At 41.8% G+C, this 24,299-nt stretch carries 17 protein-coding genes; 8 read left to right on the top strand and 9 right to left on the bottom strand.

The window, feature by feature from the left end:
* Positions 1–34: 34 nt before the first annotated feature.
* The gene (locus EW142_RS00160) at positions 35–2,089 is read left to right on the top strand and encodes a fasciclin domain-containing protein (protein WP_130607955.1); all 2,055 of its coding nucleotides are present in this window, start codon (positions 35–37) and stop codon (positions 2,087–2,089) included.
* A gap of 291 nt (positions 2,090–2,380) precedes the next feature.
* Here the strand turns inward: EW142_RS00160 and EW142_RS00155 are convergent, their stop codons facing one another.
* From EW142_RS00155 to EW142_RS00140, 4 genes are all read right to left on the bottom strand, one after another.
* Positions 2,381–2,944, bottom strand: coding sequence for a DUF6515 family protein (locus EW142_RS00155; protein ID WP_130607952.1), 564 nt, complete (start codon positions 2,942–2,944; stop codon positions 2,381–2,383).
* 102 nt (positions 2,945–3,046) lie between these two features.
* On the bottom strand, positions 3,047–4,921 hold the full coding sequence (yidC, locus tag EW142_RS00150; RefSeq protein WP_130607949.1) for a membrane protein insertase YidC: 1,875 nt from the start codon (positions 4,919–4,921) through the stop codon (positions 3,047–3,049).
* 66 nt (positions 4,922–4,987) lie between these two features.
* Positions 4,988–6,622, bottom strand: a complete 1,635-nt coding sequence (locus tag EW142_RS00145) for a CTP synthase (protein ID WP_130607946.1) — start codon at positions 6,620–6,622, stop codon at positions 4,988–4,990.
* 53 nt (positions 6,623–6,675) lie between these two features.
* Positions 6,676–6,912, bottom strand: a complete 237-nt coding sequence (locus EW142_RS00140) for a DUF3820 family protein (protein ID WP_130612313.1) — start codon at positions 6,910–6,912, stop codon at positions 6,676–6,678.
* A gap of 43 nt (positions 6,913–6,955) precedes the next feature.
* On the opposite strand from EW142_RS00140, the gene EW142_RS00135 reads away from it, so the two are divergent.
* On the top strand, positions 6,956–7,819 hold the full coding sequence (locus EW142_RS00135; RefSeq protein WP_130607943.1) for a hydroxypyruvate isomerase family protein: 864 nt from the start codon (positions 6,956–6,958) through the stop codon (positions 7,817–7,819).
* Positions 7,820–7,877: 58 nt separating this feature from the next.
* On the opposite strand, the gene EW142_RS00130 is transcribed toward EW142_RS00135, so the two are convergent.
* Genes EW142_RS00130 through guaA form a run of 4 tightly spaced genes read right to left on the bottom strand, consistent with a single transcriptional unit; the run spans position 7,878 to position 12,448 of the window.
* A complete protein-coding gene (locus tag EW142_RS00130; protein ID WP_130607940.1) occupies positions 7,878–8,411 on the bottom strand; it encodes a DUF922 domain-containing protein in 534 nt (177 codons plus the stop codon).
* Complete coding sequence (locus EW142_RS00125) at positions 8,399–8,803, bottom strand: OsmC family protein (RefSeq protein WP_130607937.1); 405 nt, start codon at positions 8,801–8,803, stop codon at positions 8,399–8,401. The genes EW142_RS00130 and EW142_RS00125 overlap by 13 nt, the downstream gene beginning before the upstream one ends.
* Positions 8,781–10,922 (bottom strand): PBP1 and LysM peptidoglycan-binding domain-containing protein, encoded by a 2,142-nt coding sequence (locus tag EW142_RS00120; RefSeq protein ID WP_130607934.1) that lies wholly within the window; start codon positions 10,920–10,922, stop codon positions 8,781–8,783. Before EW142_RS00120 ends, EW142_RS00125 begins: the two co-directional genes overlap by 23 nt.
* Positions 10,919–12,448: a glutamine-hydrolyzing GMP synthase gene (gene guaA, locus EW142_RS00115; RefSeq protein WP_130607931.1), complete on the bottom strand. Its 1,530-nt coding sequence runs from the start codon at positions 12,446–12,448 to the stop codon at positions 10,919–10,921. Before guaA ends, EW142_RS00120 begins: the two co-directional genes overlap by 4 nt.
* A gap of 265 nt (positions 12,449–12,713) precedes the next feature.
* Here guaA and pgmB point away from each other — a divergent pair, with 265 nt between their 5' ends.
* From pgmB to EW142_RS00090, 5 genes are all read left to right on the top strand, one after another.
* Entirely contained in the window at positions 12,714–13,373 is a 660-nt protein-coding gene (pgmB, locus tag EW142_RS00110) for a beta-phosphoglucomutase (RefSeq protein ID WP_130607929.1), read from the top strand.
* Positions 13,374–13,382: 9 nt separating this feature from the next.
* A complete protein-coding gene (locus EW142_RS00105; protein WP_130607926.1) occupies positions 13,383–15,416 on the top strand; it encodes a glycosyl hydrolase family 95 catalytic domain-containing protein in 2,034 nt (677 codons plus the stop codon).
* A gap of 100 nt (positions 15,417–15,516) precedes the next feature.
* Positions 15,517–17,376 (top strand): tetratricopeptide repeat protein, encoded by a 1,860-nt coding sequence (locus EW142_RS00100; RefSeq protein ID WP_165395187.1) that lies wholly within the window; start codon positions 15,517–15,519, stop codon positions 17,374–17,376.
* 225 nt (positions 17,377–17,601) lie between these two features.
* Positions 17,602–19,275: a hypothetical protein gene (locus EW142_RS00095; protein WP_130607921.1), complete on the top strand. Its 1,674-nt coding sequence runs from the start codon at positions 17,602–17,604 to the stop codon at positions 19,273–19,275.
* A gap of 208 nt (positions 19,276–19,483) precedes the next feature.
* A complete protein-coding gene (locus EW142_RS00090; RefSeq protein ID WP_130607918.1) occupies positions 19,484–20,029 on the top strand; it encodes a pyridoxamine 5'-phosphate oxidase family protein in 546 nt (181 codons plus the stop codon).
* Here the strand turns inward: EW142_RS00090 and bshC are convergent.
* Positions 20,018–21,619 carry a bacillithiol biosynthesis cysteine-adding enzyme BshC gene (gene bshC / locus EW142_RS00085; protein ID WP_130607915.1) on the bottom strand — a complete coding sequence of 534 codons (1,602 nt, stop codon included), beginning with the start codon at positions 21,617–21,619 and terminating at the stop codon, positions 20,018–20,020. The genes EW142_RS00090 and bshC overlap by 12 nt on opposite strands.
* A gap of 155 nt (positions 21,620–21,774) precedes the next feature.
* On the opposite strand from bshC, the gene EW142_RS00080 reads away from it, so the two are divergent.
* Entirely contained in the window at positions 21,775–24,237 is a 2,463-nt protein-coding gene (locus tag EW142_RS00080) for a M14 family metallopeptidase (RefSeq protein WP_130607912.1), read from the top strand.
* Positions 24,238–24,299 lie beyond the last annotated feature (62 nt).

The following is a 24,299-nucleotide window of genomic DNA, read 5'->3' as shown; positions in this document are numbered from 1 at the left end:
ACAAACAAGTATTAACCCGAAAACACATATAAAAATGAAAAAAGTGCTACAACTGAGGAGCTATTTCCTCTTAATGATGCTTTCGCTGTTCACATTTTCTTCCTGTGACAACGAAGATGATGGACAAGCCATAGCTGAAGCATCTACAGAAACCCAAAACAACATTGTCGAAACGGCACAAAACACCGAGGCCTTAAATTCCTTGGTAATGGCGCTGGCCAAAGCGGATGAAAATGCAGACTCAGATTTGATAGGTACCCTAAGTGGAGAAGGTCCTTTTACCGTATTTGCTCCCACCAATGAGGCATTCTCTGCGCTATTGGGCAGCCTAGATGGTTTTGATTCCCTTGACGATTTTGATACTGATGAAGAAAGAGAGCTTCTGGCGAAAATCTTGCAATACCATGTGGTTCTTGGAGCTGCTGTAGCATCTACGGAACTTAGTGATGGCCAAGCCATCACCACCGTTCAAGGAGAAGATGTTGTAGTGGACCTGGATGGAGGTGTTTTTATTGGTGATGCCACAGATGAGGATGCGCAGGTTATTATTCCTGATGTTAGTGCATCAAATGGTATAGTACATGTCATCAACAAAGTTCTTCTTCCGCAAGAAATTCTTGACGCTCTAAGTGGTGATGACGATGAGGATGACGATGAGGACGAGGAGGAATTGGGCAACTTGGTAGAATTAGTAGTTGAAACCGAAGCCCTTTCGTTACTTGAAGCTGCCGTTATCAAAGCAGATTTGGTTGGAACTCTTAGCGGCGATGGACCCTTTACTGTTTTTGCCCCTACCGATGATGCCTTTGTAGCCTTATTGGATATTTTGGGCGATGACTATTCTTCTTTGGATGATTTTGATACGACCGAGGAAATCGATTTGCTTCGCAACATTCTACTATATCATGTGATTCCTGCAAAAGTATTAAAGGCTGATTTGGCAGTTGGAGATGTACCCACGGCCTTTGCTGGAAATAACGTTTCCGTTATCAAGCAAGATGGAACCTTTGTTATCGGAGATGCCTCTGAAGTCAATGCCAATATTACAGGTACCGATTTTATGGCCTCCAATGGCGTGGCCCATACTATAGATAAAGTTTTGCTTCCACAGGCTGCCTTGGATTTTGTGGCTTCACTTCAGCTAAAGACCATTGTTGAAATCGCTGTTGAAACCGACGACCTTAGCCTTTTGGTTGAAGCGTTGCAAACAGCGAATGCAGGTTTGGTGGAAACGTTAAGCGGAGACGGGCCGTTTACGGTCTTCGCACCCACCAATGCCGCTTTCATAGAATTGCTCGATATTCTTGGAGATGACTTTAGCAGCTTATCAGATTTTGATACCGAGGAAGAGTTGGATATTCTTGTGAAGGTATTGACCTATCATGTAGTAGTTGGCACAGCTGCATTCAAAGCTGACCTTTCCCACGGACAGCAAATTGAAACTTTCCAAGGGGAAAATGTAGGTATCAACATTAAGAACAATACCGTACATATTGTCGATGCCACTGATACCAATGCCACTGTAGTTATTCCAGACGTAGAGGCGAGTAATGGTGTGGTACATGTAATCAACAAAGTATTGCTTCCACAAGAAGTATTGGATATTCTATTCCCTCCTACACCTAACATTGTAGAATTAGCCCAGTCTGTAGATGATTTAAGTCTACTTGTGGATGCCTTGATTCAAGCCGATGCTGGATTGGTTGGAGTACTTAGTGGAGAAGGCCCCTTTACGGTCTTTGCACCCACCAACGAGGCATTTGTTGACTTGTTGAATGCTTTGGGCGATCAATACAACAGTTTGGATGATTTTGATACTCCACAGGAAAAAGAACTTTTGGCCAAAATCTTGACATACCACGTTGTAGCAGGACAGGCCGTAGCTTCAGGAGATTTAAAAAATCATCAGCGAATACATACCGTTCAGGGTGAGGATGTAATTGCTATCCTTAACCACGGAATTTTCATTCGTGATAAGACCCATGTGGATGCCGAAGTGATTGCGGAAGATAATTTCGCAAGCAATGGAGTTGTCCATATCATCGACAAGGTACTTTTACCTCAAGAAGTTTTGGATGCACTACACTAATTCGTAGCTGCAAAAAACAAAAATTTTGTAAGTATTTTTCTGTTAAAAAACTCCCTTGATTTCGGTTAAGGGAGTTCGTTTATCTAGGGGAGTTTACCGTTCGTCGATGACACATCAAAAGGGGGGTTTTTACCATACAAAAACGGGCCCTTTGACAACTATTAATTTTTTAAGCAGATATTAAGCAGCATCTTTGGAGTCCCAAATCTTTCCAAACTATACCTATAAATGGAAACTCCCCCGAAATCGGGGGAGTTTTTTTTGATTTAGGGCTACTCTATTTATCAGTGCTCAATCTTCCTGTTCTTCTTCTTCGATAACATCGATAACTTCATAGCCATCCTCCACCGCTTGGTAAATGGCTTCATTGAGCTCGTAAGCCGATACACCGTCAAAATCGATTTCCTCTGCGTCTTCAGGCAGTTCATTTAACACCGCCCCGATCGGTGGCTGTGTTACTTCGTACTCCCCATTGATTTCATTATAGAAAACACCATCGGCATAACGATAGGGTACTCCCCTAACACTTATGGTAATCGCCGTTGCTGGCAACAAGCGCAGTCTGAATCCCCTTGGGGGAAACGCCCTTACATAAATACCTCGGCGTTGAACGTAGTACATACCACCCACGGGATAGTACGTAACTCTTCTAAAGACTATGGGTCTTGTGTTATTGGGCAAACGTCTCAACGTTCTTCTTACCACCCTGCGGTTTTGTCGACGTACCTTGCGTTTTACCCTACGTTTTTTTCGAACGGTTTTCACCGCAGGTCTGCGTACTTGGGCTTCAACATATTCCGTAGAACCGATAAAAATAAATGCCAAAAGAAAAAGTGCAAATCTTAGGTTTTTCATATTGTTGATGTAGTAGGTTTTCCTGTTAGACTTTGATCAACCCAAAAGGTTTAATCTCACTATCATTAAAACGGGAAAATGGGCTACATCGTATGAGAAAAACTATCTTCGACCCCCAGTTTTCTTCTGATTCTCAGCCTGTTCCATCATTTCACGCATCTTACGCTGGAACTTGTTCTCCTTTTTAGGCTTCTTTTTGTTCTCTTGAATCTGGGCATGAATCTTGTCCTCATCCAGAATGTAATTCTTGATGGCCAACATAATAAAGATGGTGATCAAGTTAGAGATGAAGTAGTATAAACTCAATCCACTGGCATAGTTGTTAAAGAACACCAACATCATAACCGGTGATAGATACATGATAAACTTCATGTTGGGCATGCCCGGTTGCTGTTGCATTTGCATGGTCTGCCCTGTAGTCAGCGTCATATAAAAGAATATCGCTATGGACGCCAGAATTGGGAAAAGACTCACGTGATCTCCATAAAATGGAATGGAGAACGGCAAGTTGAAAATCGTATCATAGGAAGACAAATCCTCAGCCCACAAGAACGATTTCTGACGCAACTCAAAAGAAGTTGGGAAAAACATGAACAAGGCGTAGAAAATGGGCAATTGCATCAAGGCCGGTATACAACCGCTCATGGGGCTAACCCCTGCCTTATTGTACAACTTCATGGTCTCCTGCTGCTTCTTCATGGCATTGTCCTTGTACTTTTCGTTAAGCTCGGTGATTTCAGGTTTCAGGACCTTCATTTTGGCTTGCGAAAGGTATGACTTGTATGTAACCGGTGAGAGCGCCAATCGCACCAATATGGTCATGATAATAATGGCAATTCCATAGGGCAGAAATGAGCTCAAGAACCCATAAAAAGGTGTAAATATGTACCGGTTGATCCATCCAAAAATACCCCATCCAAAAGGAATGGAATCTGCCAAGTTTAAATCCTTATAATCATCCAAAATCTTCACATCGGTGGGACCATAATACCAATGCATATTTTGGGAAAGCTCGCCTCCTTGCAACGCCAATGGTACTTTGGCACTATATTCCTTGGTAAACAATGTTTCTTTGTTTTCTTCTTCAACAAGGTTCTTTGATGTAAGTTCGGCCGTATTAAATGGATTATCCGTGGCTAAAATGCTGCTGAAAAAATGCTGACGATAAGAAAGCCATTTTATATCCTCCTCGGTTTCTTCATCCAAGTCACTGCTCTCAGAAAGTTTACTGATCTTCCCGTCTTCGTGATTATACGTCAGCCGCGTATAACGGTTTTCATACTGCACACTTTTGTTATGGCGGATACCTTTCATATCCCACTCAAGTGTGATGGGGTGTCCGCTGTTGATGACCCCATTCAATCCTTGGGAACGTACGGTAAAATCAATTAGGTAGTCATCCGGTTTCATTTCGTAGCGGTATTCCAAAAATTGGTTTTCGCTAACCTTGGCTTTCATCGAAAGCACTTGATCATCCCCATTTTTTGTCAATGAGGGCTCGAAGAACAAATCTGCTGTGCTTAGAACTCGATTATCCGTAGTGGAAAAACTAAGTTTAAAGTTAGCATTGCCATCCTTCACAAGATATACGGGGATGGAATCGTAAGTGACAAAATTTTTCATTTTTGCCTCTACAATCTGTCCTCCCCTGTTAGCAACTTCCAAATAAACCAACTCATTCTCAAGTATGGTCGTTGCTTCGGACACTGAAGTAAATCCGAAGGCTCCTACAGAATTTTGGTACTCACTTACCGCCGTGGAATCCTGCACATTGATGGGTTGCGGTTTTTCTATTTCAGGACTGCTCTCCTTTTCTTCTTCAGCTACTTTGGCTTCTGCCTCAATTAGCTCCTGCTCCGCTTTCTGAGCTTCCAATTCCTCGGGAGTGGGCTGATTTTGATAAAACATAAAAATGAGTATCCCAAAAATCAACACAAATCCAATTATGGAATTGATATCCAGTTTCTTTTCTTCCATGAAAATTATTTAGTAGAAATTTTTTTCTCGCTCTTCAGGTGGCAAATATATGTCCAAAACCGCAGTTTATGCCAAACTGGCATTAGTTTGTTGCTGTTTTTGCGCCAAGACAGCCTTTACAAAACCAACAAACAAAGGATGTGGGTCAGCCACGGTACTTTTGTATTCAGGATGATATTGTACACCGATAAACCACGGATGCGAAGGTATTTCAATGACTTCCACCAATCCAGTCTTCGGATTGAAACCAGTCGCCTTCAATCCAGCTTCCTCCAATCTGGATTTGTAGGCATTATTAAATTCAAAACGGTGTCGGTGGCGTTCAGAAATTTCTGTTTTTCCATATACTTCATGAACCAAACTACCTTCTTGCAACTGACAGTCCCAAGCTCCCAAACGCATGGTTCCTCCCATGTTAGTAATTTGTTTTTGCTCCTCCATTAAATTGATGACCGGGTCCTCTGTATTGGCTTCCATTTCTGTGGAATTGGCGTTTTCCAGACCTAGTACGGTTCTTGCAAACTCAATTACGGCCATTTGCATCCCCAAACAAATCCCCAAAAAAGGAATGTCATTTTCCCTAGCATAGCGCACTGCCATTATTTTGCCCTCAATGCCCCGTTCACCAAATCCCGGTGCTACCAAGATACCATCGAGACCCATCATTTTTTTGTCGATATCAGAAGCAGAAATGTGTTCCGAATGTATGGAACGTACATCGACCTTTACCTCATTGACCGCTCCAGCGTGGATAAAGGATTCTAAAATGGATTTATACGAATCTTGCAGTTCTACGTACTTTCCAATAAGCCCAATAGTGACTTTATTTTTGGGATTCTTATGCCTGTTCAAAAACTGCTTCCATGAATCCAGATTAGGCTCATTTTCGTTTGGAAGTGCCAATTTTTCCAGTGCCACCGTGTCCAGACCTTCCTCCTGCATCATAATCGGAACGTCATAAATTGTAGATGCATCAATCGATTGGATTACAGCTTCTTGCCTCACATTACAGAACAGGGCCAGCTTGCGCTTAATATCTTCTGAAATTTCGTGTTCCGTCCTACATACCAAGATATCGGCTTTTATTCCGCTTTCCATCAAAGTCTTCACCGAATGCTGTGTAGGTTTGGTCTTCAATTCTCCGGCAGCCGATAAAAAAGGAACCAACGTTAAATGGATTACAATACCATTGTTCTCCCCCAATTCCCAAAGCAGTTGACGAACAGCCTCGATATAGGGCAGTGACTCAATATCACCCACGGTACCTCCTATCTCAGTGATTACAATATCGTAATCGCCGCTGTTCCCCAAAATCTGGATACGTTCTTTAATTTCGTTTGTAATATGGGGCACCACCTGAACCGTTTTTCCCAAAAACTCACCCTTTCTTTCTTTCTCAATGACGCTTTGGTAGATACGTCCTGTAGTCACATTATTGGCCTGAGAGGTACGTACGTTCAAAAAACGCTCGTAGTGTCCTAAATCCAAATCGGTTTCGGCTCCATCATCGGTCACATAGCATTCCCCATGTTCATATGGATTCAGTGTTCCTGGATCTACGTTGATATAAGGGTCTAATTTCTGAATCGTGGTCCGGTACCCCCTGGCTTGCAGTAGTTTAGCCAAAGATGCTGCGATAATTCCCTTGCCTAATGAAGAAGTAACGCCTCCCGTAACGAAAATGTATTTTGTCTGTGACATGATGGACTTTCTATTACGGGAAGTAAAATTACAAATTGCTGAACGAAACAACCCTATTCCTTTGGAAATTCTTTTTGAAGTTTTCGGATTATGGGTTCCAAACCATTGTCTTTAATGGTCAAAGTGATTTGTAAATACTCCCCCAATTTGCCTTTGGGAAAGCCCTTTTGCTGAAACCACACCAAGTATGGCAAGGGCAAATCAACCAAGTATCGGTCCTTGTATTTGCCAAAGGGCATTTTGTAGTGGGCCAGTTCGAGCAGTTGTTGTGGATTCGGTTGTATTTCCATTTGTAGGGTGAATGTACTATCTTTCTTGGTACAATCCATCCAAATGAAACGACGTGATTTTATTGCCTCTGCGACTGTGGGTTCGGCCGGATTGGCTTCCTCTGCCCTTTTGGGGCAACAATCTATCCCACAGCAAGATTTTAAGCTTAAGAACAACCTCAACCACAGCGTGTGCCAATGGTGCTTCAATTACCTTCCTTTGGAAGAGTTTCTTAAGATTTTGAATAGTTTGGGCATTAAGGCCATTGACCTCATTGGGCCCAAGGATTGGCCATTACTAAAAAAATATGATATCCATTGCTCCATGTGCAATGGTGCTGAAATCAGTTTGACTGAAGGTTGGAACGACCCAAAGTACCATGATCAACTTATTGAAAACTATACCGAAGTAATTCCCCAAGTAGCGGAAGCTGGCTATACCAACCTCATTTGTTTTAGTGGTAACCGCAGGGGTATGGACGATTATGTCGGACTGCAAAACTGCGTTGAGGGAATTTCCCAAATTTTACCCTTGGCAGAGAAACACGGTGTGGTCATTCAAATGGAACTGTTCAATCAAATCAACCACCCAGATTATATGTGCGATAGCACCCTTTGGGGCGTTGAATTGTGCAGACGTTTGGGTAGTGATAACTTTAAACTGCTTTACGACATTTACCATATGCAGGTTCAGGAGGGAAATATCATACAGACCATACAGGAGTACCATCCCTACTTTGGACATTACCATACGGCAGGTGTGCCTGGGCGCAATGAGATTGATGAGACCCAAGAACTGTTTTATCCCGCCATTATGAAGGCTATTTTGGATACTGGATTTCAGGGCCATGTGGCCCAAGAGTTTATTGTGACCTGGGATGACAAAATTGGTGCTTTAAAAGATGCTTTCCTTAGATGCGATGTTTAGGCAAAGGCCACATTGGCCATGGGTCCAAAGTTTCCAATCTTGAAGACTAAAAAAAGAACTAGCTAGGATTTTGAAGTGCTTTGGCAATCTTTTTATTCCATTCCAATTGCTTCTCCCGATTTCTTGAAAAATTGGTCTCCCAGTCATATTGATCCTGAAAATCTTCTAGTTCCTGAAGGATGTCCTTGTAAATCCTGCGAATTTCAGCTTTTACGTTGTCAGAAAAGGAAGTGCGTGCCAATTTCTTCCGCATTTTACGCGCAAAAAGCTCAGAGATATCGAAGTGAAGTTGCTCATGACTTAAAATCAAATCGTCGCAATCATTGGGTTTGTACCATGATTCATTGGGATAGAAGTAGGCATTGACCTCAAAATCCAAATCCACCTCATGGTGAATCAAGTTTGCCGAATACTTGTAGCTTATTCCACTTGCTGTTGTTGCCGCTGGAACGGCCGCTGGAGGTATTTTTCCTTTAAAATCGGACCAGCTGAGTTTTCTGTTTGGATTCCACAGAATACTTTCCTCGATTTCTTGCGCAAATCCAAAAAATCCAAGGAACAAAAAAGCGAATATGAAAACTACCTTCCCCACTTAAATTCTATTACTTTTTCAATATCGGGGTGCAGACTGAAGTGAACGGGACAGGTATTTGCCGTATGTTCCAAAATCTTTCGGTTCTTTTCGGAAACCGCTTCTGGCAGTTCTAAAGTCAGTTCAATTTTGGCAATACGACGAGGATTGGCAGCCATATGTTTAGTAACCTCAGCCTCCGAACCCACCAAGTCAACTCCCAAATCCCTTGCCTTTATGCCCATCATGGTCATCATACAGCTCGCCAAACCAGTTGCTACCGTATCCGTTGGGGAAAATGCTTCCCCTTTTCCATTGTTATCAATTGGAGCATCGGTTATAAATTCATTGCCCGACCTGAGGTGCAGACATGTTGTGCGAAGATCTCCGTTATAGGTTACTTTCGAGGTCATCCAGTTTGATTTCTTTTATTTGTAAACTATCGTACTCCATTATATAGGCCGCTTTGTTAAAATACCCCGAAGACCAATCGTTGAAATAGTTAAATCGGTTTCCTGAATATTCGGTGAGACCAATGATCTTGGAAGTTTCAAACAAATTGTTTTGATAGGCAAGTTTCAGCAAAACATCCATGGTAACATCAAAACCTCGGGCCGCATACCTGTCGGGCTTTACACCCCTAAAGCGTTTTCGGTAGGCTCTTGAAAAAGCATCATTGCCCAATTCCCTATAAAACGAAGGATACGTAAAACGCAGATTGGAGAGGTGCGTTTTTGATATGGCATCATCCTCAAAAGCGTTGTTGAAACTTGTTGTGAACATACGCACAGGAATTTCTTCGGTATTCGCAGAATTCAGAATTGAGCTAACACTAGAAACCATGTTGGGCTGATTTGTCTCAACAAACACCCAATTCTCTTTGGTTTCGGAAAGCTGAATTAAAAATTCATCCAAGTGCAAGGACTTATTATCGATAATCTTTGCGATTTGAGCAGCTGGAAACTTATTGAGTATGGAATCATACGCTGCTTGATGCGTTGAATCTGCGATAATGACCACATTCTGGTCCGTATGGGTTTTTTTAAGGTAGCTCAACATTTTGGCTCGGAGCACTTCCTCTTTCGGAACAGAATAAAATACATTTCCATGACTCAAAACACTTTTTGAAGCCGTTGGAGCAATAACCGGAATATTTTTGGAAGAGGCCTGAACTGCAACTTCATCCAATGCCAAAGGAGCAATTGGCCCTATAATCGCATTTACTCCCATAAGATTTTCCCTAAGTAGAGTTTCCTTCACTTTTTCAACACTCAATTGGGTATCATAGGTTTTCACATCTACAGACACGCCCAGTTTTTTAATGGAATCCAAAGCCACAAGGGCACCTGAATAGAATCCAAGACTTAGGCTAAGGTCCTTACGGGTCATGACCTGGTTCCTGGTCTTTTTTCCATCATTAAAATTGATACGATCTAGCCGAAACGGCAACATAAACACCAACTTGGGTCTGTTGGCAATATTGATACTGTCCCTCAAATTGATTTTGTCCAATACCAAGGCATTCTTTACCTCCAATCCCTGCGCATTGGCCCTTGGAATTTTTAATACCATACCCGCTTTCAATCCATTTTCCAAAGAAGGATTCAAATTAAAGAGTTCTTCACGGGTGATTTTCAGGTTTTGGGTCAACCTAAAGATGTTTTGTTTGGGCTTAACTTCATAAAAAATGAAGTTGTCCGTATTCACCTCTCCACTGGTATCTTTCTTTTTGGGAAGTCGAATGACCATCCCTTCCTTAAGTCCACCCTGTTGCATGATTTCAGGATTCAACTTCACAATGGAATCGGAAGGAATACTAAATTCTTTGCCCAGACTATACAAGGTCATTTTGGCGGGAACGGTGTATGAAGTAAACAAGTCTATCTGCTGATCCTTTAAACTATCGCCTTTGGGTCTGGGCAATTTTAGCTCCTCGCCCATAGCCAAATAATTGCTGTTTTTGTCCAAATCCGGATTCAAAACCAATAGGCTGTCTATGGTAATTCCATATTTATGGGCGATACTCCATCGTGTCTCCTTCGGTTTTACGGTATAGGTCTCAAAATCGAGTTCCTTTTCCTCATTGGGGTCCACCTCAGGATACTTGGGTATTTGCAATACCATTCCCTTTTTCAAGGGCTCCGAGTATAGTTGTCTGTTAAAACGTTTGAGCTGCTCCTCGGTGATTTCATAGCGTTGGGTAAGCGAAAACAAGGTTTCACGTTTGCGCACCCGATGTCGCGAAAAACTTATGGGTTTTACTTCTTCAACTTCTTGCTCCTCTACCTTTTCTTCGGTCTGAACAATTTTTCCGTCCAAGGGTATAATCAAAACCGTATTGGGTTTTACATCAGCAGCGGTCTTAATTTCTTTGTTGGATTGAATAATGGTGTAGGGAGTTACCCGATATTTTTGGGAAATACTCTGTAAGGTCTCCCCTTCCTTCACCGCGTGGGTGGTATACTGCTGGGCAGTAATCTTGGAAGTGGCCAAAAAAACAAGGGCCACAAAAGCGATTTTAAATTTTTTCATTCCCATTCTATAGTTGCAGGTGGCTTAGAACTAATGTCATACACTACTCTATTAACGCCCTTAACCCTGTTTATTATATCATTGGAGGTCTTTTGTAGAAATTCATAGGGTAAATTCACCCAATCTGCGGTCATACCATCCGTACTTTCCACTGCTCTCAGGGTCACACACCGTTCATAGGTACGTTCATCACCCATAACACCAACACTTTGCACCGGAAGCAACATGGCACCGGCCTGCCAAACCTTATCGTACAGTCCCCATTTTTTGAGCCCGTCAATAAATATGGCATCCACCTCTTGTAGTATAGACACCTTTTCAGGGGTAATGTCACCCAAAATACGAATGCCCAATCCTGGACCCGGAAAAGGATGTCTTCCCAAAATAGATGCGGGCATGCCCATACTGGCCCCTACTCTTCGTACTTCGTCCTTGAACAATAGTTTTAATGGTTCCACAATTTCCATTTTCATAAAATCTGGCAGTCCGCCCACGTTATGGTGGCTTTTAATGGTGGCCGATGGGCCGCCACTCGCCGATACGGATTCTATCCTATCAGGATAAATAGTACCCTGCGCAAGCCATTTTGCATTTTCCACTTGGTGGGCCTCATCATCAAAAACCTCGATAAAAACCCTTCCAATGATCTTACGTTTCTTTTCAGGGTCAGACTCTCCAGCCAAGGCATCCAAAAAACGTGCCGAAGCATCAACTCCCTTCACGTTCAGTCCCATACCTTCATATTGGTGAAGTACGGTTTCAAACTCATTTTTTCGCAACAATCCGTTGTTTACGAAAATACAATGCAGCTGATTTCCTATGGCTTTATGCAAAAGCATGGCCGCCACGCTGGAATCCACCCCACCTGAAAGGCCCAAAATGACCTTATCCGATCCTATCTTATTTTTTAGTTCTTGAACCGTGGTCTCCACAAAGGCATCAGGGGTCCAATCTTGTTCCAATCCTGCAATATCGACCAGAAAATTTCGCAAAAGCTGGGAGCCTTCCTTTGTATGGTACACTTCGGGATGAAATTGAATGCCATATGTGTCTTCCCCGTCAATGCGGAAAACTGCATTTTCCACATCTTCGGTACTGGCCAATAAGACGGCATTATCCGGCAACGTTTTGATGGTATCGCTATGGCTCATCCAAACTTGGCTGCCTTCAGAAATATTCTTCAAAAACTCGTCTCCGTTCAGTGCTCTTAAGTGTGCCCGACCGTATTCCCGAGTAGCGGAAGGCGCCACATTACCTCCATTGAAATGGGCCAAGTATTGTGCACCATAACAAATGGCCAACAAAGGTATTTTGCCTTTTATTTCAGATAAATCAGGATGGGGAGCATCCTCAGACCGCACCGAGAAAGGTGAACCGGAGAGAATAACAGCTTTGTACAGCGATAAATCCTCAGGGAGATGGTTATACGGCTTAATTTCTGAATAAATGTTAAGTTCTCTTACGCGTCGCGCTATCAACTGGGTGTACTGAGAACCAAAATCTAGGATAAGTACGTTGTTATGCATGGGCAAAAATAGCAATTTGAGCGAGTTGAAAAAGTATCTTTTTAGGGATATTTCCAACAATTTATAAACGCCTCTTCAATACCGATCTTTCTGCCCATATGAATTGCTTTCAATCACTAAAAATATAGGTTTTTTGCCAGCCTGCTTTCCAAAAAAATAGCAAAAACCTGTGAGGGATACGCACCTCTAAAAAATGGAATATTGCCTTAAGTAGCTTTTTTCTTAACAATTTTCGTTATTTCTTTGCATGCTTAAAACACTAGCTATGATCAAGGGATTCATCTTCGATTTGGATGGAGTCATCACCGATACTGCGGAACAGCATTTTCTAGCTTGGAAAAAACTATCGGACGAAATGGGTTGGGAATTTGACCGCGAAGTGAACGAAAACCTTCGAGGAATATCGAGAATGGATTCCCTGAGATTCATCCTAGATCACAACGAAATTTCTCTGGATGACGAGACCCTTGTGGAATTGGCCACAAAGAAAAATGTGGTGTATCAAGACCTATTGAATGATATCACTCCGGAGGATTTCCTCCCGGGAGCCAAAGAAATTCTAACTCATTTAAGAACCGAGGGGTTTCACGTGGCCCTGGGAAGCTCCAGCAAAAATGCACAAAAAGTACTGGAGCAATTAAGCGCTACCGGTTATTTTGATGTTGTAGGCGATGGACACAGTGTTACCAAAAGCAAACCGAATCCCGCAATTTTTCTTTTTGGAGCAGAAAAACTCGGATTACAGCCCGAAGAATGTATTGTATTTGAAGATGCCGAAAAGGGTATAGATGCCGCCAAAAATGGTGGTTTCTACAGTGTTGGTATTGGTCCCTATGAACGTGTGGGGCACGCACACCTTCGTTTTGATACCATGGCCGAAGCCACGCTTTTCGAAATAAAATCTTATTTTAAGGACTTGTTTTAAAGTCCTAACATGAAACATCCTATCAGCCTTACAATTTGTTTGTTATTTTGTCTCTCCGTCCTATGCCAAGAAGATGGTTGGACCTTATCTTCAGGAAAAGTTGAAAAATATACCGGAATCGTGGCCGCCAACGGAAGAATTGGAATTCTTCCCGAGGACAAACCCTTTCAGACCCGTTCCATCATTCTCAATAATGTCTATGACAAGGAATCTCCCCTAGGGGTAAGCAAGATTCTTTTAGGGATGAATTTCGCCCAACTCGAATTAGAAATTAACGGTGAAAAAGTTGATGAAAACAATGTGTCCAATTGGTCTCAAAGTCTCAATATGAAGACCGCTGGGTTCACCACAAGTTTTACCTTTAAGAATAAAGCAAAGGTCTCTTACACCATTTATGCCTTAAGAAACATTCAGTATTCCGGATATATTGATGTTCACGTCGAACCTTTGGAGGATATAGAAATCAAAGCAACAGGTATTATTGAAACGCCGGATGAATACCACAGCCCCAATAGTACCTTTAGGGTACTGCAAGACCTTGAAACCACCATGCCCATTTTGCAGACGGTAGCCGAAAGTCGATTGGGAAGACATCTGGTAGGTACTTCGGCCACCTTTATATGGCATGCCATCAATTCCACTCGCGAAAACCAACGTCCTGAGCTGGTTCATGATATGGTGACCCCTTATGATAATCGCCTTTCTTTTGAAAAAGAGTTGAAAAAAGGTGAGACTTTTGAGTTTGCTTGGACAGGTGCTGTTTGTAGCACCCAAGATTTTGAAGACCCACAAACCGAATCGGAGCGTTTTGTCATCTTCAACTTGTTGACCCCTCGTGAAGATTTGTTGGGGCAACATAGAAAATTATGGGAAGAGCTTTGGGAAGGAGATATCATTATTGAAGGCAATCTTCAAGATCAATTGGATGTAAGGCTGGCCCTTTATCATCTTTATGCATTTTCCCGAGGAGATTCCAATCTTAGCATTGCGCCAATGGGATTGTCTTCGCAAAACTACAACGGACATATTTTTTGGGACACCGAATTGTGGATGTTCCCTCCCCTTTTGATGTTGAACCAAGATATTGCCCGTTCTTTGGTCAACTACCGCTCAGACCGACTGGGCAAGGCTAAAGAAAAGGCCATTAATTTTGGGTACAAGGGCGCCATGTTTCCTTGGGAAAGCGACGACACTGGCGAAGAAGCCACACCTGCTTGGGCACTCACCGGAACTTTCGAGCATCACATCACCGCCGATGTGGCCATTGCCTTTTGGAATTATTATAGGGTAACCCAAAACATGGACTGGCTCAAAGGACGAGGCTATCCTATGATGAAAGAAGTTGCTGATTATTGGGTGAGCCGTTCCACAAAAAACGAAGATGGCAGTTATAGCATAAAAAATGTGGTGGGTGCCAATGAGTTTGCGCCTAACGTAGATGACAATGCCTTTACCAATGGTTCTGCCATTACGGCGTTGCAATATGCCACTGAAGCGGCAAAAGCTGTCGGCGAAGTAGCAAATCCTGAGTGGAACGAAGTCGCTTCCAAAATCAGGATACTCAAATTTCCTGATGGAACTACAAAAGAGCACGCTGATTATGATGGAGAACGGATAAAACAGGCCGATGTCAATTTATTGACTTACCCCTTGGATGTAGTCAATGATGAAGAAACCGTACTAAAGGATTTGAAATATTACGAGCCAAAACTGGCTGAAGAAGGTCCAGCTATGGGGCAGTCTGTTTTTGCAGTGATCTACGCCCGCCTAGGAAATGCCAAAGAGGCCTACCGACTTTTCAGAAGAAGTTATGAACCCAACAAACGCCCTCCGTTTGGAGCACTTGCTGAAGCCGCTACCAGTGACAACCCCTATTTTGCCACAGGGGCTGGAGGTATGCTACAGGTAGTTTTGTTTGGTTTTGGAGGCTTGGATATTGGCGAAGAGGGCATCATACAAAAGAATGCCATTCTGCCCAAAGAGTGGAAGTCCCTTACCCTAAAAGGTGTAGGGCCAGAACGAAAAACATACACGGTCAAGTAAATCAAAGCCCCGGCCCACTACCGGGGCTTTTCATTTATAAATGCTTCTTTTTCAAAAGGTTGATTGGAATTGTCTATTTTTAAGAGATAAGCCATCCACTATGAAAACCTCAACACTCCTATTTATCACCCTGTTATTTTTTTGCCTTCCCTTCATCCGTGCTCAGGATAATCAGGGATTGGATAGCCTTCTCAACGCCTACAAATCACTTTCTGATGGTTTAGAAAAAGTGAAGACTGCAGAGGCAATATTCATCGAAACCAGAAGGTCTAGTCCTGAACTGGCACTAGAGTACCTCCATAAAGGTCTAAAACTTTCAGAAAAAATTAGCTCTAAAGAAGACGAGGCAATGGCATTGAAGAATCTGGGCATGTACTATAAGAATTATTACCTCCCAGATTCCGTGGCCTACTATTTCGAAAGAGCAGAAACCGCATCGAAAAAATTGGAAAGTAAACAGTTACTTTTCGGCACGCTCTATGAATGGACACGATTTGAAAATCTGGAAGGCAATTTTAAAAAGGCACTTGATCTTTCTGAAAAATCCGTTACCGTAGCCAAGGAAATGAAAAATGGAGAAATGCTTAGTGATGCCTTCCAGAGAAAATCTACTATTTATTTGGACAAGGGAGAATTTAAACTTGCCATCGAGCAACTTTTAAATGCCGTCCGGGTGCTCGACACCTTAAACCAGGAAAACCCTTTGAAAAGAGCGATTGTGGACGTAGGCATCGGCAGAACAGAGGTTCTTAGGAACAATAGTGAAGAAGGCCTGCCTTATCTTTTCAAAGGACTCGAAGCCTTCAAAGAACTAGACCATACCAATTGGCTTGCCATCACCTATATGGAAATTGGCTCGGCTTATTACCATTTGAAAGATTATGAAAAGGCTCTTGAAAATTATCAATCAAGTCTGGACCAAAGCCATAAAATGAAAAGGGACGATTTTGTAGCCGCCAATTATGGCAACATTGGAGCCGTTTTAATGGAACAGGGCCGCTATGATGAAGCACTAGAGTACCAGTTCAAATCCAACGATTTATCCGTTAAGAGAGGTTCCATCAACAATCAGATTATTAGTTTTAACGATATTGGTTCCACCTATTTTTTAAAAGCTGATTACCCCAAATCGGTGACTTATTTTACAAAAGCGATACAATTGGCCGATTCCATCGGTTCCATCGATAATCTCGCTGATGCTTTTAAAGAACGTGCTGAAGTGTATGAGACCATGGGAAATTCTTATGCAGCTCTTCAAGACTTTAAGGCCTACCAAAACCTTAATGATTCTATATTCAATGAAACCAAATCAAGACAGATTGAAGAACTGAAGACACAATATGAAACCGAAAAAAAAGAGCAGCAAATTGTTCTGCAAGACAGGGAAATTACTGTTTTGGAACAAAAAGCGGAAATCAGTAATCTTCAAAAAATACTCTTGGCCGGTCTTTTGGTTATTTCTTTTATCGGGTTTTATGGAATTCGACAGAAGATGAAAAGAAATCGGTTGGAAAAAGAAAAGGTTGATGCAGAACTTGCTTTCAAAAAGAAAGAACTCACCACCCATGCCCTGCATCTGGCCAAAAAAAACGAAGTCTTGGAAGGGTTAAAACAAAAAGCAAAGGAATTAAAGGAAACAGAGGAATCCAAAAATGGTTACCAACAATTGATTCGTACCATAGACTTTGATTTACAGGACGATAACAATTGGGAGAATTTCTCTCGGTACTTTGAAGAAGTACATAAAGACTTCAATAGCAATGTAAAGTCAAAATACCCCCAGGTCACCTCAAATGAGCTTCGTCTTTTGGCCCTTTTAAAAATGAATTTGTCATCAAAAGAGATTGCCAATATTCTTAATATTTCACCTGAAGGGATTAAAAAGGCCCGATATCGACTTCGTAAAAAACTGGATATCACTACAGAGGACTCATTGCAAGATTTGGTGCTAAGCCTTTGAAAATAGGCATTTTAAGAACTGTCCACCTCTTGTCCCACAACTATTTTTAGGATGTCCACCTCTTGTCCACCCTTATTTTTTTATACCTCAATATCAGTCATTTAGGTTTGTGGTGTCATCAATTTGACAACCGTTTTGTGGTCTTGCTCGGCTAAGGGCTGCAGACCATTACCGGGCAGGTCACACAAAACAAACAATCAAGTTTAACCACAAAACGAAAACGTGATGAAAACAAATTTTAGAATACCTAGCAGGCTTGCTACATCCATTATGCTAATAATTCTTGTAGCATGTAGCAGTGAGAACTCTGGTGAACAACCACCCACCGAAAATGAAAAGGTCGAGGAACTTGCCCCTACGATTTCCACAGATGAATTTGAAACGGATGAAGGTCAGATTGGTATTAGTATCAGTGGCCGCGAAATTGCCAGAAGAGGATATAATCCCGTTACCGCGGTAATTTCTATCTCATCTTCCTCTCCCTTTGAAGAAACAGTACCTTTTGACGAATTCAACAACCTGGCCAACCTATCTTTTGAAAATGACCAACTTGATGATGCCCTAGAACAAGAGTTGAGGGAAGGTGTAGCCCTGGAGGTCTCAGTACGGGATGAAACAGATGCCGTACTGGCCACTCAAAGTTTTTCCAAGCTGTCGTTTAAGGCAAGTCCTGATGAGGAAGAAATAGATGCTGAAGGTCTTGATGACCTTTTTGCCGAGGTAAACCTGCGACCAGATTTAAAATACTATGTCCAGTTAGTGGATAAAGACAATAATGTAGTAGGTGCTCCATCTTCACAACGCTATCCTGCTGGTGGCATCAACCCACCATCTGATATAAGACTTAGGGGAACTATGAACTATTCGGAAGAACCTGATTTCTTCGAAAGATACACAACGTATCATTTTGAAAGGATTTCTGGTAATGAAGAATATTTCTCAATTGCAGTACATGATGGTAACGATATTCATTATTTATACATGTCAAGTGGCCAACTTAATGTTCAAAGCAGGGGAAATCTAGCTGTAAATGGTGGCAACACCAATGTTGTTGACTTTCAAAATTATTGGTTCAAAATCGAGAAAGACGGACCTGGGTTATTCAAGATTGTACCTCGAGGCACAGAAAACCCTTTAGTAGTGTCTGGTAGCAATTTTGTAATTGCCAACACTAGTACTCCAGATGAGCCGCACTACTTCAGGATACTACTTTTTGATATTGATTGGGATATACAAGTAGTTGATTCCCAATTCATGAAACCCATAATGCCACCATCCGCCACCAATAGTGCCTATAACAGCACTCTGCGCAATTGCAGTAGTGGAACACTTACCCAGACCATTGGTGAAACTACGACCATTACTACAACACAGACTTCAGGCTATGAGGAAACCATGTCAGTTTCTACCACCAATACCGCTGGCGTGGAAGTAAGTGTGGAGGTTGCTTATGAAGCTGAAGCCAAATTCTTTGGCAGTGGGACCAAAAAGTCCATAAAAGGTTCAATTACAGGGAGCTACGAATATTCAAAAACAGCTACTGAGACCAATACAAAATCTCGGAGTTTGAGCACGGAACAATCCGTTCAAGTTTCAGTTTCCAGGGAGGTTGGTGTCCCTCCAGGGACCGCTATCTCGGTTGCTGATATTTACCAACAATACCAAAACATTAAGGTCCCTTTTGTACAGCGATTTATTATCTCTGGAAACTATCAGGAGGATAACAACGATTTGACCGGACAAGAAATTTTAACCCAATTCGCATTCAACAGCTTTACTGGGGTAGTCACAGAGGTTGGAGACAAATTCATTCAAGTTACCGTTCGTGGTACCACCTCCATAGATCGTCTTATAGAAACATCTACAGAAACTAGGGATATTGCCAATGCATGCAACTAGTGTTCCATTGATTTGAGTTAGTTAAAAGGCAAAAGCCCCGGGAACCACTCCGGGGCTTTTAATAAAATCAAAACCAACCTAAACATATGAGTTTACCAACTCAATATTTATAAAAATTCATAGCAATTTTCATATGTAAAACAACCCACCCCGAAAAAACCCTACCTCATTTTTAATTTTTTTTTGAAAAAAGTTGTTTTCTTGGGGCATGATTCAAACTTTACTGGACGAATTAACCACTGAATTAAGGTTGGGAACCTCTAAAAAGAAGCATCCATTTCGTTATTTTACCTTGGCTACACATGGACTGAAAAACGGCCTCGGACTAAGAACCGTAGTACTTCGAAAGGTGACGAAAGATTTATGCTTAACCTTTTATACAGACAATCGTTCCACCAAAATGAAGGAGATAAAGGAAAAACCGTCGGTTTCTGCACTTTTTTATCATCCCAAAAAGTTATGGCAGCTCACAATAATGGGAAAAGCATCGGTTGAAACTGACCCGGCGATTCTAAAAAAGTATTGGAGCGGAGTCCAATTAAATGCCAGAAAAGATTACACGGCCAGTCAAACCCCTGGATCTCCGATAAAGGACCCCGAGGAGATAGAATATTTAAGAGGCACAGAGCATTTCGCCATCGTTCATATCGTTCCAGAGGAAATTGATTTTTTAAAATTGGGACGCACCCATCACACTAGAGCAAAATTCATTAAAAAAGGTACAGGTTGGGAAGGCAACTATTTAGTGCCTTAACACAAGAAAAGACTGCTCCAATGGGTCTAAATGCTTCATCAACTCAGCAATGAGGTCCTCTCCCAGTTCGAGGTACAACTCCGAAAAATTCGCCTGTCTTTCTTGAAGGGATTGATTGGGAAAAAGTGCGTTTTGAATATCGGTCATCCGAACCACATGGTCTTTTAGTTTCCTTTTTTGGGCTTGAAGCAATCGTTTCTCCAAGGCATCCAATCCATTCTTTTGTTTCACCTCTTGGGCCTTAACAGCTCCTAAAAACGTTTTGTCCGTCTTTTCTGTCAATTCGTACAAAGCATCAAATTGTGCTTCAAGATGTTTCTTCTGCGGTCCAAAATCAATGTCAATATTTGAAATCTCCCGAATTTTCTTGTTGATAAACTGATGTTGCTTTAAGAACAAGTCGGATACCTTTAGAGCAAGCTTGTCGACCTTTTTTGCCTGTTTTTGAGTTATAAAAAGCACGGAGTTCCGCAAAAGTAACATCGGAAAGGTGATTCCCATGGCATCAAAGTAGGATTTCAGTTCCAACCAATAGGCCAGTTCACCTCCTCCCCCGATATAACACAAATTGGGCAATATGATTTCTTGAAAAAGGGGTCTGGCAATTACGTTTGGCGAAAATCGCTCAGGATTCTCCATGAGTTCTTTTTTTAACTCTTCTTTGGAAAATTGAATGTTCATAGAATTTACTTCATACTTTCCATTCGTTTGAACGATGCGCTCCCTTATGCCTTCATCTAAGTAGAAATAGTTGATTTCCCGCGGATTCACCTGAATCTTATAGTGCGAAGAGACCTTTGATAAGTTCTCCATGGATTCAGTAACTTTTTGATAGGGAATATTTTCAAAAATGTCTTTTTCAGCATAGGGCACCAACAATTGCTTCAAACCTTTATCATTGCCATCCAAAATGACCAGACCGTGCTTTCCAAAAAGGGCATTGGCCAAAAATCGGGTCGCCTCGGTAAGATTATTGTGCTCCAAATAGGTATTTTTGAATAAATCCCTGAGCTCATCCGCATTCTTTGAAACTCCAAGTTCTCCTGAAAAAGTTTCATACAATGCATCAAGACCCTCTGTGTCTAACTCACCGACGGCACCGGAGGCATCTCGGTTCCATTGTACTTTTTGCCCTTTAAAATTGAAGTAGTTTATCTCATCAAAATCATGGTCCTCCGTGGCCATCCAATACACCGGCACAAAATTGTACTTCGAATATTTCTTTTTGAGCTGTTTTGCAAGATTTATGGTTGATACGATCTTATATAGAAAGTATAGCGGGCCCGTGAACAAATTCAATTGGTGACCAGTGACCACCGTAAAGGTTGTTTCCTGTTTTAATGCATCAATGTTTTTCTGGGTTGCTTTTGATATCTCCAGATGCGCATATTGGGCTTGAAGTTGGTCAACAAGGACCTTTCGGTTTTTGGATGGGTAGTTGGCCTTTTTCTCCTCAATTTGGTCTTTGAAAGCTTCCATAGAGGGAAATCTGTTGTAAAAAGGGGCCAATTCCCTTTTTTGGTCGATATAATCGCAAATTAACTTGGAAAAATAACCGGTCTCCCTAAAGGGTATACAATCTACATCCATTAAAAACAGTAAAAACGTGCTAAAGATAAATCTCTTCTTTTTTACTCTTCCTAAAAATACGTTAATTACTTTTTATCGATTTGTCCACCTAACGAGGTGCAGATTGCCGTTTTGGATTTTATTGCTAGCTTTGGTTATCAACTAACTGCTGACGCATGAAAAGACTTTTACTCGTCTCCTTTTGCCTTATTTCCTTTAGTCTGTCTTCCCAAAACATCAAATCCCCTTCTGAGTTTTTTGGCTATGAATTGGGTACAGAATTTACAAGACACCATGAAGTAGTAGATTATTATACTTATTTGGCCCAACAAGCACCCGAGCGTGTACAATTGACTTCCTACGGAAAAACCAATGAGCGACGGCCCCTTTTATTGGTATATGTGAGTTCTCCAGAAAATATTTCGGACTTGGAAAATATTAGAAAAGAGCATCTAAAATCAGCCCAAGGGGAAGCCAATAAGGCCGAAAAAGCAATAGTATGGCTCAGTTATAACGTACATGGAAATGAAAGTGTGAGTACGGAGGCCTCTATGCAAACAATTTACGAGTTGCTCACCAATAAGAGTGCCTACCTTGAAAATACGGTGGTAATTATCGACCCTTGTATAAATCCAGATGGTCGTGACCGCTATAGCAACTGGTACAACCAATATAAAAATTCCCCCAATCAAGTAGATCCCAATAGCAAAGAGCATCATGAAGGTTGGTGGAATGGCCGTAGCAATCACTATATGTTCGATCTCAATCGGGATTGGGCCTGGTTGACCCAAGTGGAAAGCCAGCAACGCTTAAAAGTGTACAATCAGTGGTTGCCCCATGTACATGTTGATTTTCATGAACAAGGCGTGGACAATCCTTATTATTTTGCTCCTGCCGCGGAGCCTTATCACGAAGTGATTACCGATTTTCAGCGGGAATTTCAGGTCACTTTGGGAAAAAACCACGCGAAATACTTTGATGCCAACGGTTGGTTCTATTTTACCAAGGAAATATTTGACTTGTTCTATCCAAGTTATGGGGATACCTACCCAACCTATAATGGAGCTATCGGTATGACCTATGAACAGGGTGGAAGCGGAAGAGCAGGCCTTGGCGTGATTACCAAAATTGGGGATACCCTTACCCTGAAGGATAGAATTTCCCATCACTTCACCACAGGTATGTCCACCGTGGAAGTTTCGTCCAAAAATGCTGAAAAACTGAATTCGGAGTTCGAAAAATTCTATCAAAAGAAGAACTTTAAGTACAAAAGCTACGCCCTAAATGGCGATGGTGATAAAAGAAAAGCTTTGGAAAAACTTTTAAGAGCCCACGAAATAGAGTTTGGGTACGCCAATACCAAGGGTTCAGTTAAGGGTTATAATTATAGTACTGGAGTTAGCGGCAACGCAAACATCACAGAAAACACTTTGGTGGTGTCAACCAACCAAACTAAAGGAACTTTGGTCAAGGTATTGTTTGAGCCTAAATCGAAACTTAGCGATTCTTTGACCTATGATATCACTGCATGGTCACTACCCTATGCTTATGGACTGGACGCTGTGGCCTCCATGAGCAATATCAGCTTTACGCCTTCTTCCAATTCAAGCAATACCATATCAGCGGGGATCATAAAAGAGGGCACCTATGCATTCTTATCAGACTGGAGCAGCATGAGGGATGCCCGGTTTTTGGCCGACTTGTTAAAAGAAGGCATACGTGTACGAAAAACAAATCATCCCTTCAAAATAGAAGACAAATCCTTTGAAAGAGGAGGGCTCATCATCACGACAGCGGATAACAAAAACACCAAAAACTTCATTCCAAAACTTAAACGCATTTCAGCTAAGCACGCTGTTTCTTTGGAAATAACCCCAACTGGTTTTGTGGATTCAGGAAAAGACTTTGGCTCCCGCTATGTAAAAATGATAAAAAAACCCAAGGTCGCCATCCTATCGGGAAAACCCACCTCAACCCTCCGATTTGGCGAAATATGGCATTTCTTCGAGCAACAATTGGGTTATCCCTTGACAGTTCTGGATACCGATTATTACAAATCTGTAGACTTAAAATCGTACCACATTCTCATTTTACCGGGCGGAAATTATAAGGAATTTCTCAACGAAAGTCAGTTGAAAAAACTCAAAGCTTGGGTATCCGATGGAGGAAAGCTCATAGCAATGGGTGGTGCCATAGCCTCCATGGGAGGTGAAAATGGATTTGGCATAAAAAAGAAGGAGTCCAAAAAGGATACTACCACAAGCAAGCCCAAACTACATAAAAATAGGCAACGTGAACGGATAAAAAACGCCATTACTGGTGCTATATTTAAGGCCACAGTCGATAATACGCACCCCCTCGCCTATGGTTATGGCAAAGACTATTTCACCTTAAAGTTGGGCAACTCCAGTTATGATTACCTTAAGTCGGGTAATGCCGCCTACCTAGAGGACACCGTGAAACCTGTTTCTGGTTTTGCGGGGAGTGATGCCCAAAAGAAAGTTCAAAAATCCTTGATTTTCGGAGCAGAATCCGTAGGGAAAGGTCAAGTGGTCTATATGGTGGACAATCCTCTGTTTAGAGGTTTCTGGGAAAACGGAAAACTCTTTTTTGCCAATGCGCTTTTCATGTTGGACTAAGGCCAAAAATAACGCTCTTTTGTAAGTCCCTACACTAAGAGACACTAAAATTCACCTTAGCT

The sequence above is a fragment of the Flagellimonas allohymeniacidonis genome (assembly GCF_004296335.1).
GTDB lineage: Bacteria > Bacteroidota > Bacteroidia > Flavobacteriales > Flavobacteriaceae > Flagellimonas > Flagellimonas allohymeniacidonis.
This window is presented reverse-complemented; position numbering and strand designations above follow the sequence as displayed.

Coding starts and splice junctions, on each gene's coding strand:
- EW142_RS00105 (WP_130607926.1), top strand. CDS start 13,383: ATGAAACATCCTATCAGCCTTACAATTTGTTTGTTATTTTGTCTCTCC.
- EW142_RS00160 (WP_130607955.1), top strand. CDS start 35: ATGAAAAAAGTGCTACAACTGAGGAGCTATTTCCTCTTAATGATGCTT.
- EW142_RS00155 (WP_130607952.1), bottom strand. CDS start 2,944: ATGAAAAACCTAAGATTTGCACTTTTTCTTTTGGCATTTATTTTTATC.
- EW142_RS00095 (WP_130607921.1), top strand. CDS start 17,602: ATGAAAACAAATTTTAGAATACCTAGCAGGCTTGCTACATCCATTATG.
- EW142_RS00125 (WP_130607937.1), bottom strand. CDS start 8,803: ATGACCTCGAAAGTAACCTATAACGGAGATCTTCGCACAACATGTCTG.
- pgmB (WP_130607929.1), top strand. CDS start 12,714: ATGATCAAGGGATTCATCTTCGATTTGGATGGAGTCATCACCGATACT.
- EW142_RS00100 (WP_165395187.1), top strand. CDS start 15,517: ATGAAAACCTCAACACTCCTATTTATCACCCTGTTATTTTTTTGCCTT.
- EW142_RS00090 (WP_130607918.1), top strand. CDS start 19,484: ATGATTCAAACTTTACTGGACGAATTAACCACTGAATTAAGGTTGGGA.
- guaA (WP_130607931.1), bottom strand. CDS start 12,448: ATGCATAACAACGTACTTATCCTAGATTTTGGTTCTCAGTACACCCAG.
- EW142_RS00135 (WP_130607943.1), top strand. CDS start 6,956: ATGAAACGACGTGATTTTATTGCCTCTGCGACTGTGGGTTCGGCCGGA.
- EW142_RS00120 (WP_130607934.1), bottom strand. CDS start 10,922: ATGAAAAAATTTAAAATCGCTTTTGTGGCCCTTGTTTTTTTGGCCACT.
- bshC (WP_130607915.1), bottom strand. CDS start 21,619: ATGGATGTAGATTGTATACCCTTTAGGGAGACCGGTTATTTTTCCAAG.
- EW142_RS00145 (WP_130607946.1), bottom strand. CDS start 6,622: ATGTCACAGACAAAATACATTTTCGTTACGGGAGGCGTTACTTCTTCA.
- EW142_RS00080 (WP_130607912.1), top strand. CDS start 21,775: ATGAAAAGACTTTTACTCGTCTCCTTTTGCCTTATTTCCTTTAGTCTG.
- yidC (WP_130607949.1), bottom strand. CDS start 4,921: ATGGAAGAAAAGAAACTGGATATCAATTCCATAATTGGATTTGTGTTG.
- EW142_RS00140 (WP_130612313.1), bottom strand. CDS start 6,912: ATGGAAATACAACCGAATCCACAACAACTGCTCGAACTGGCCCACTAC.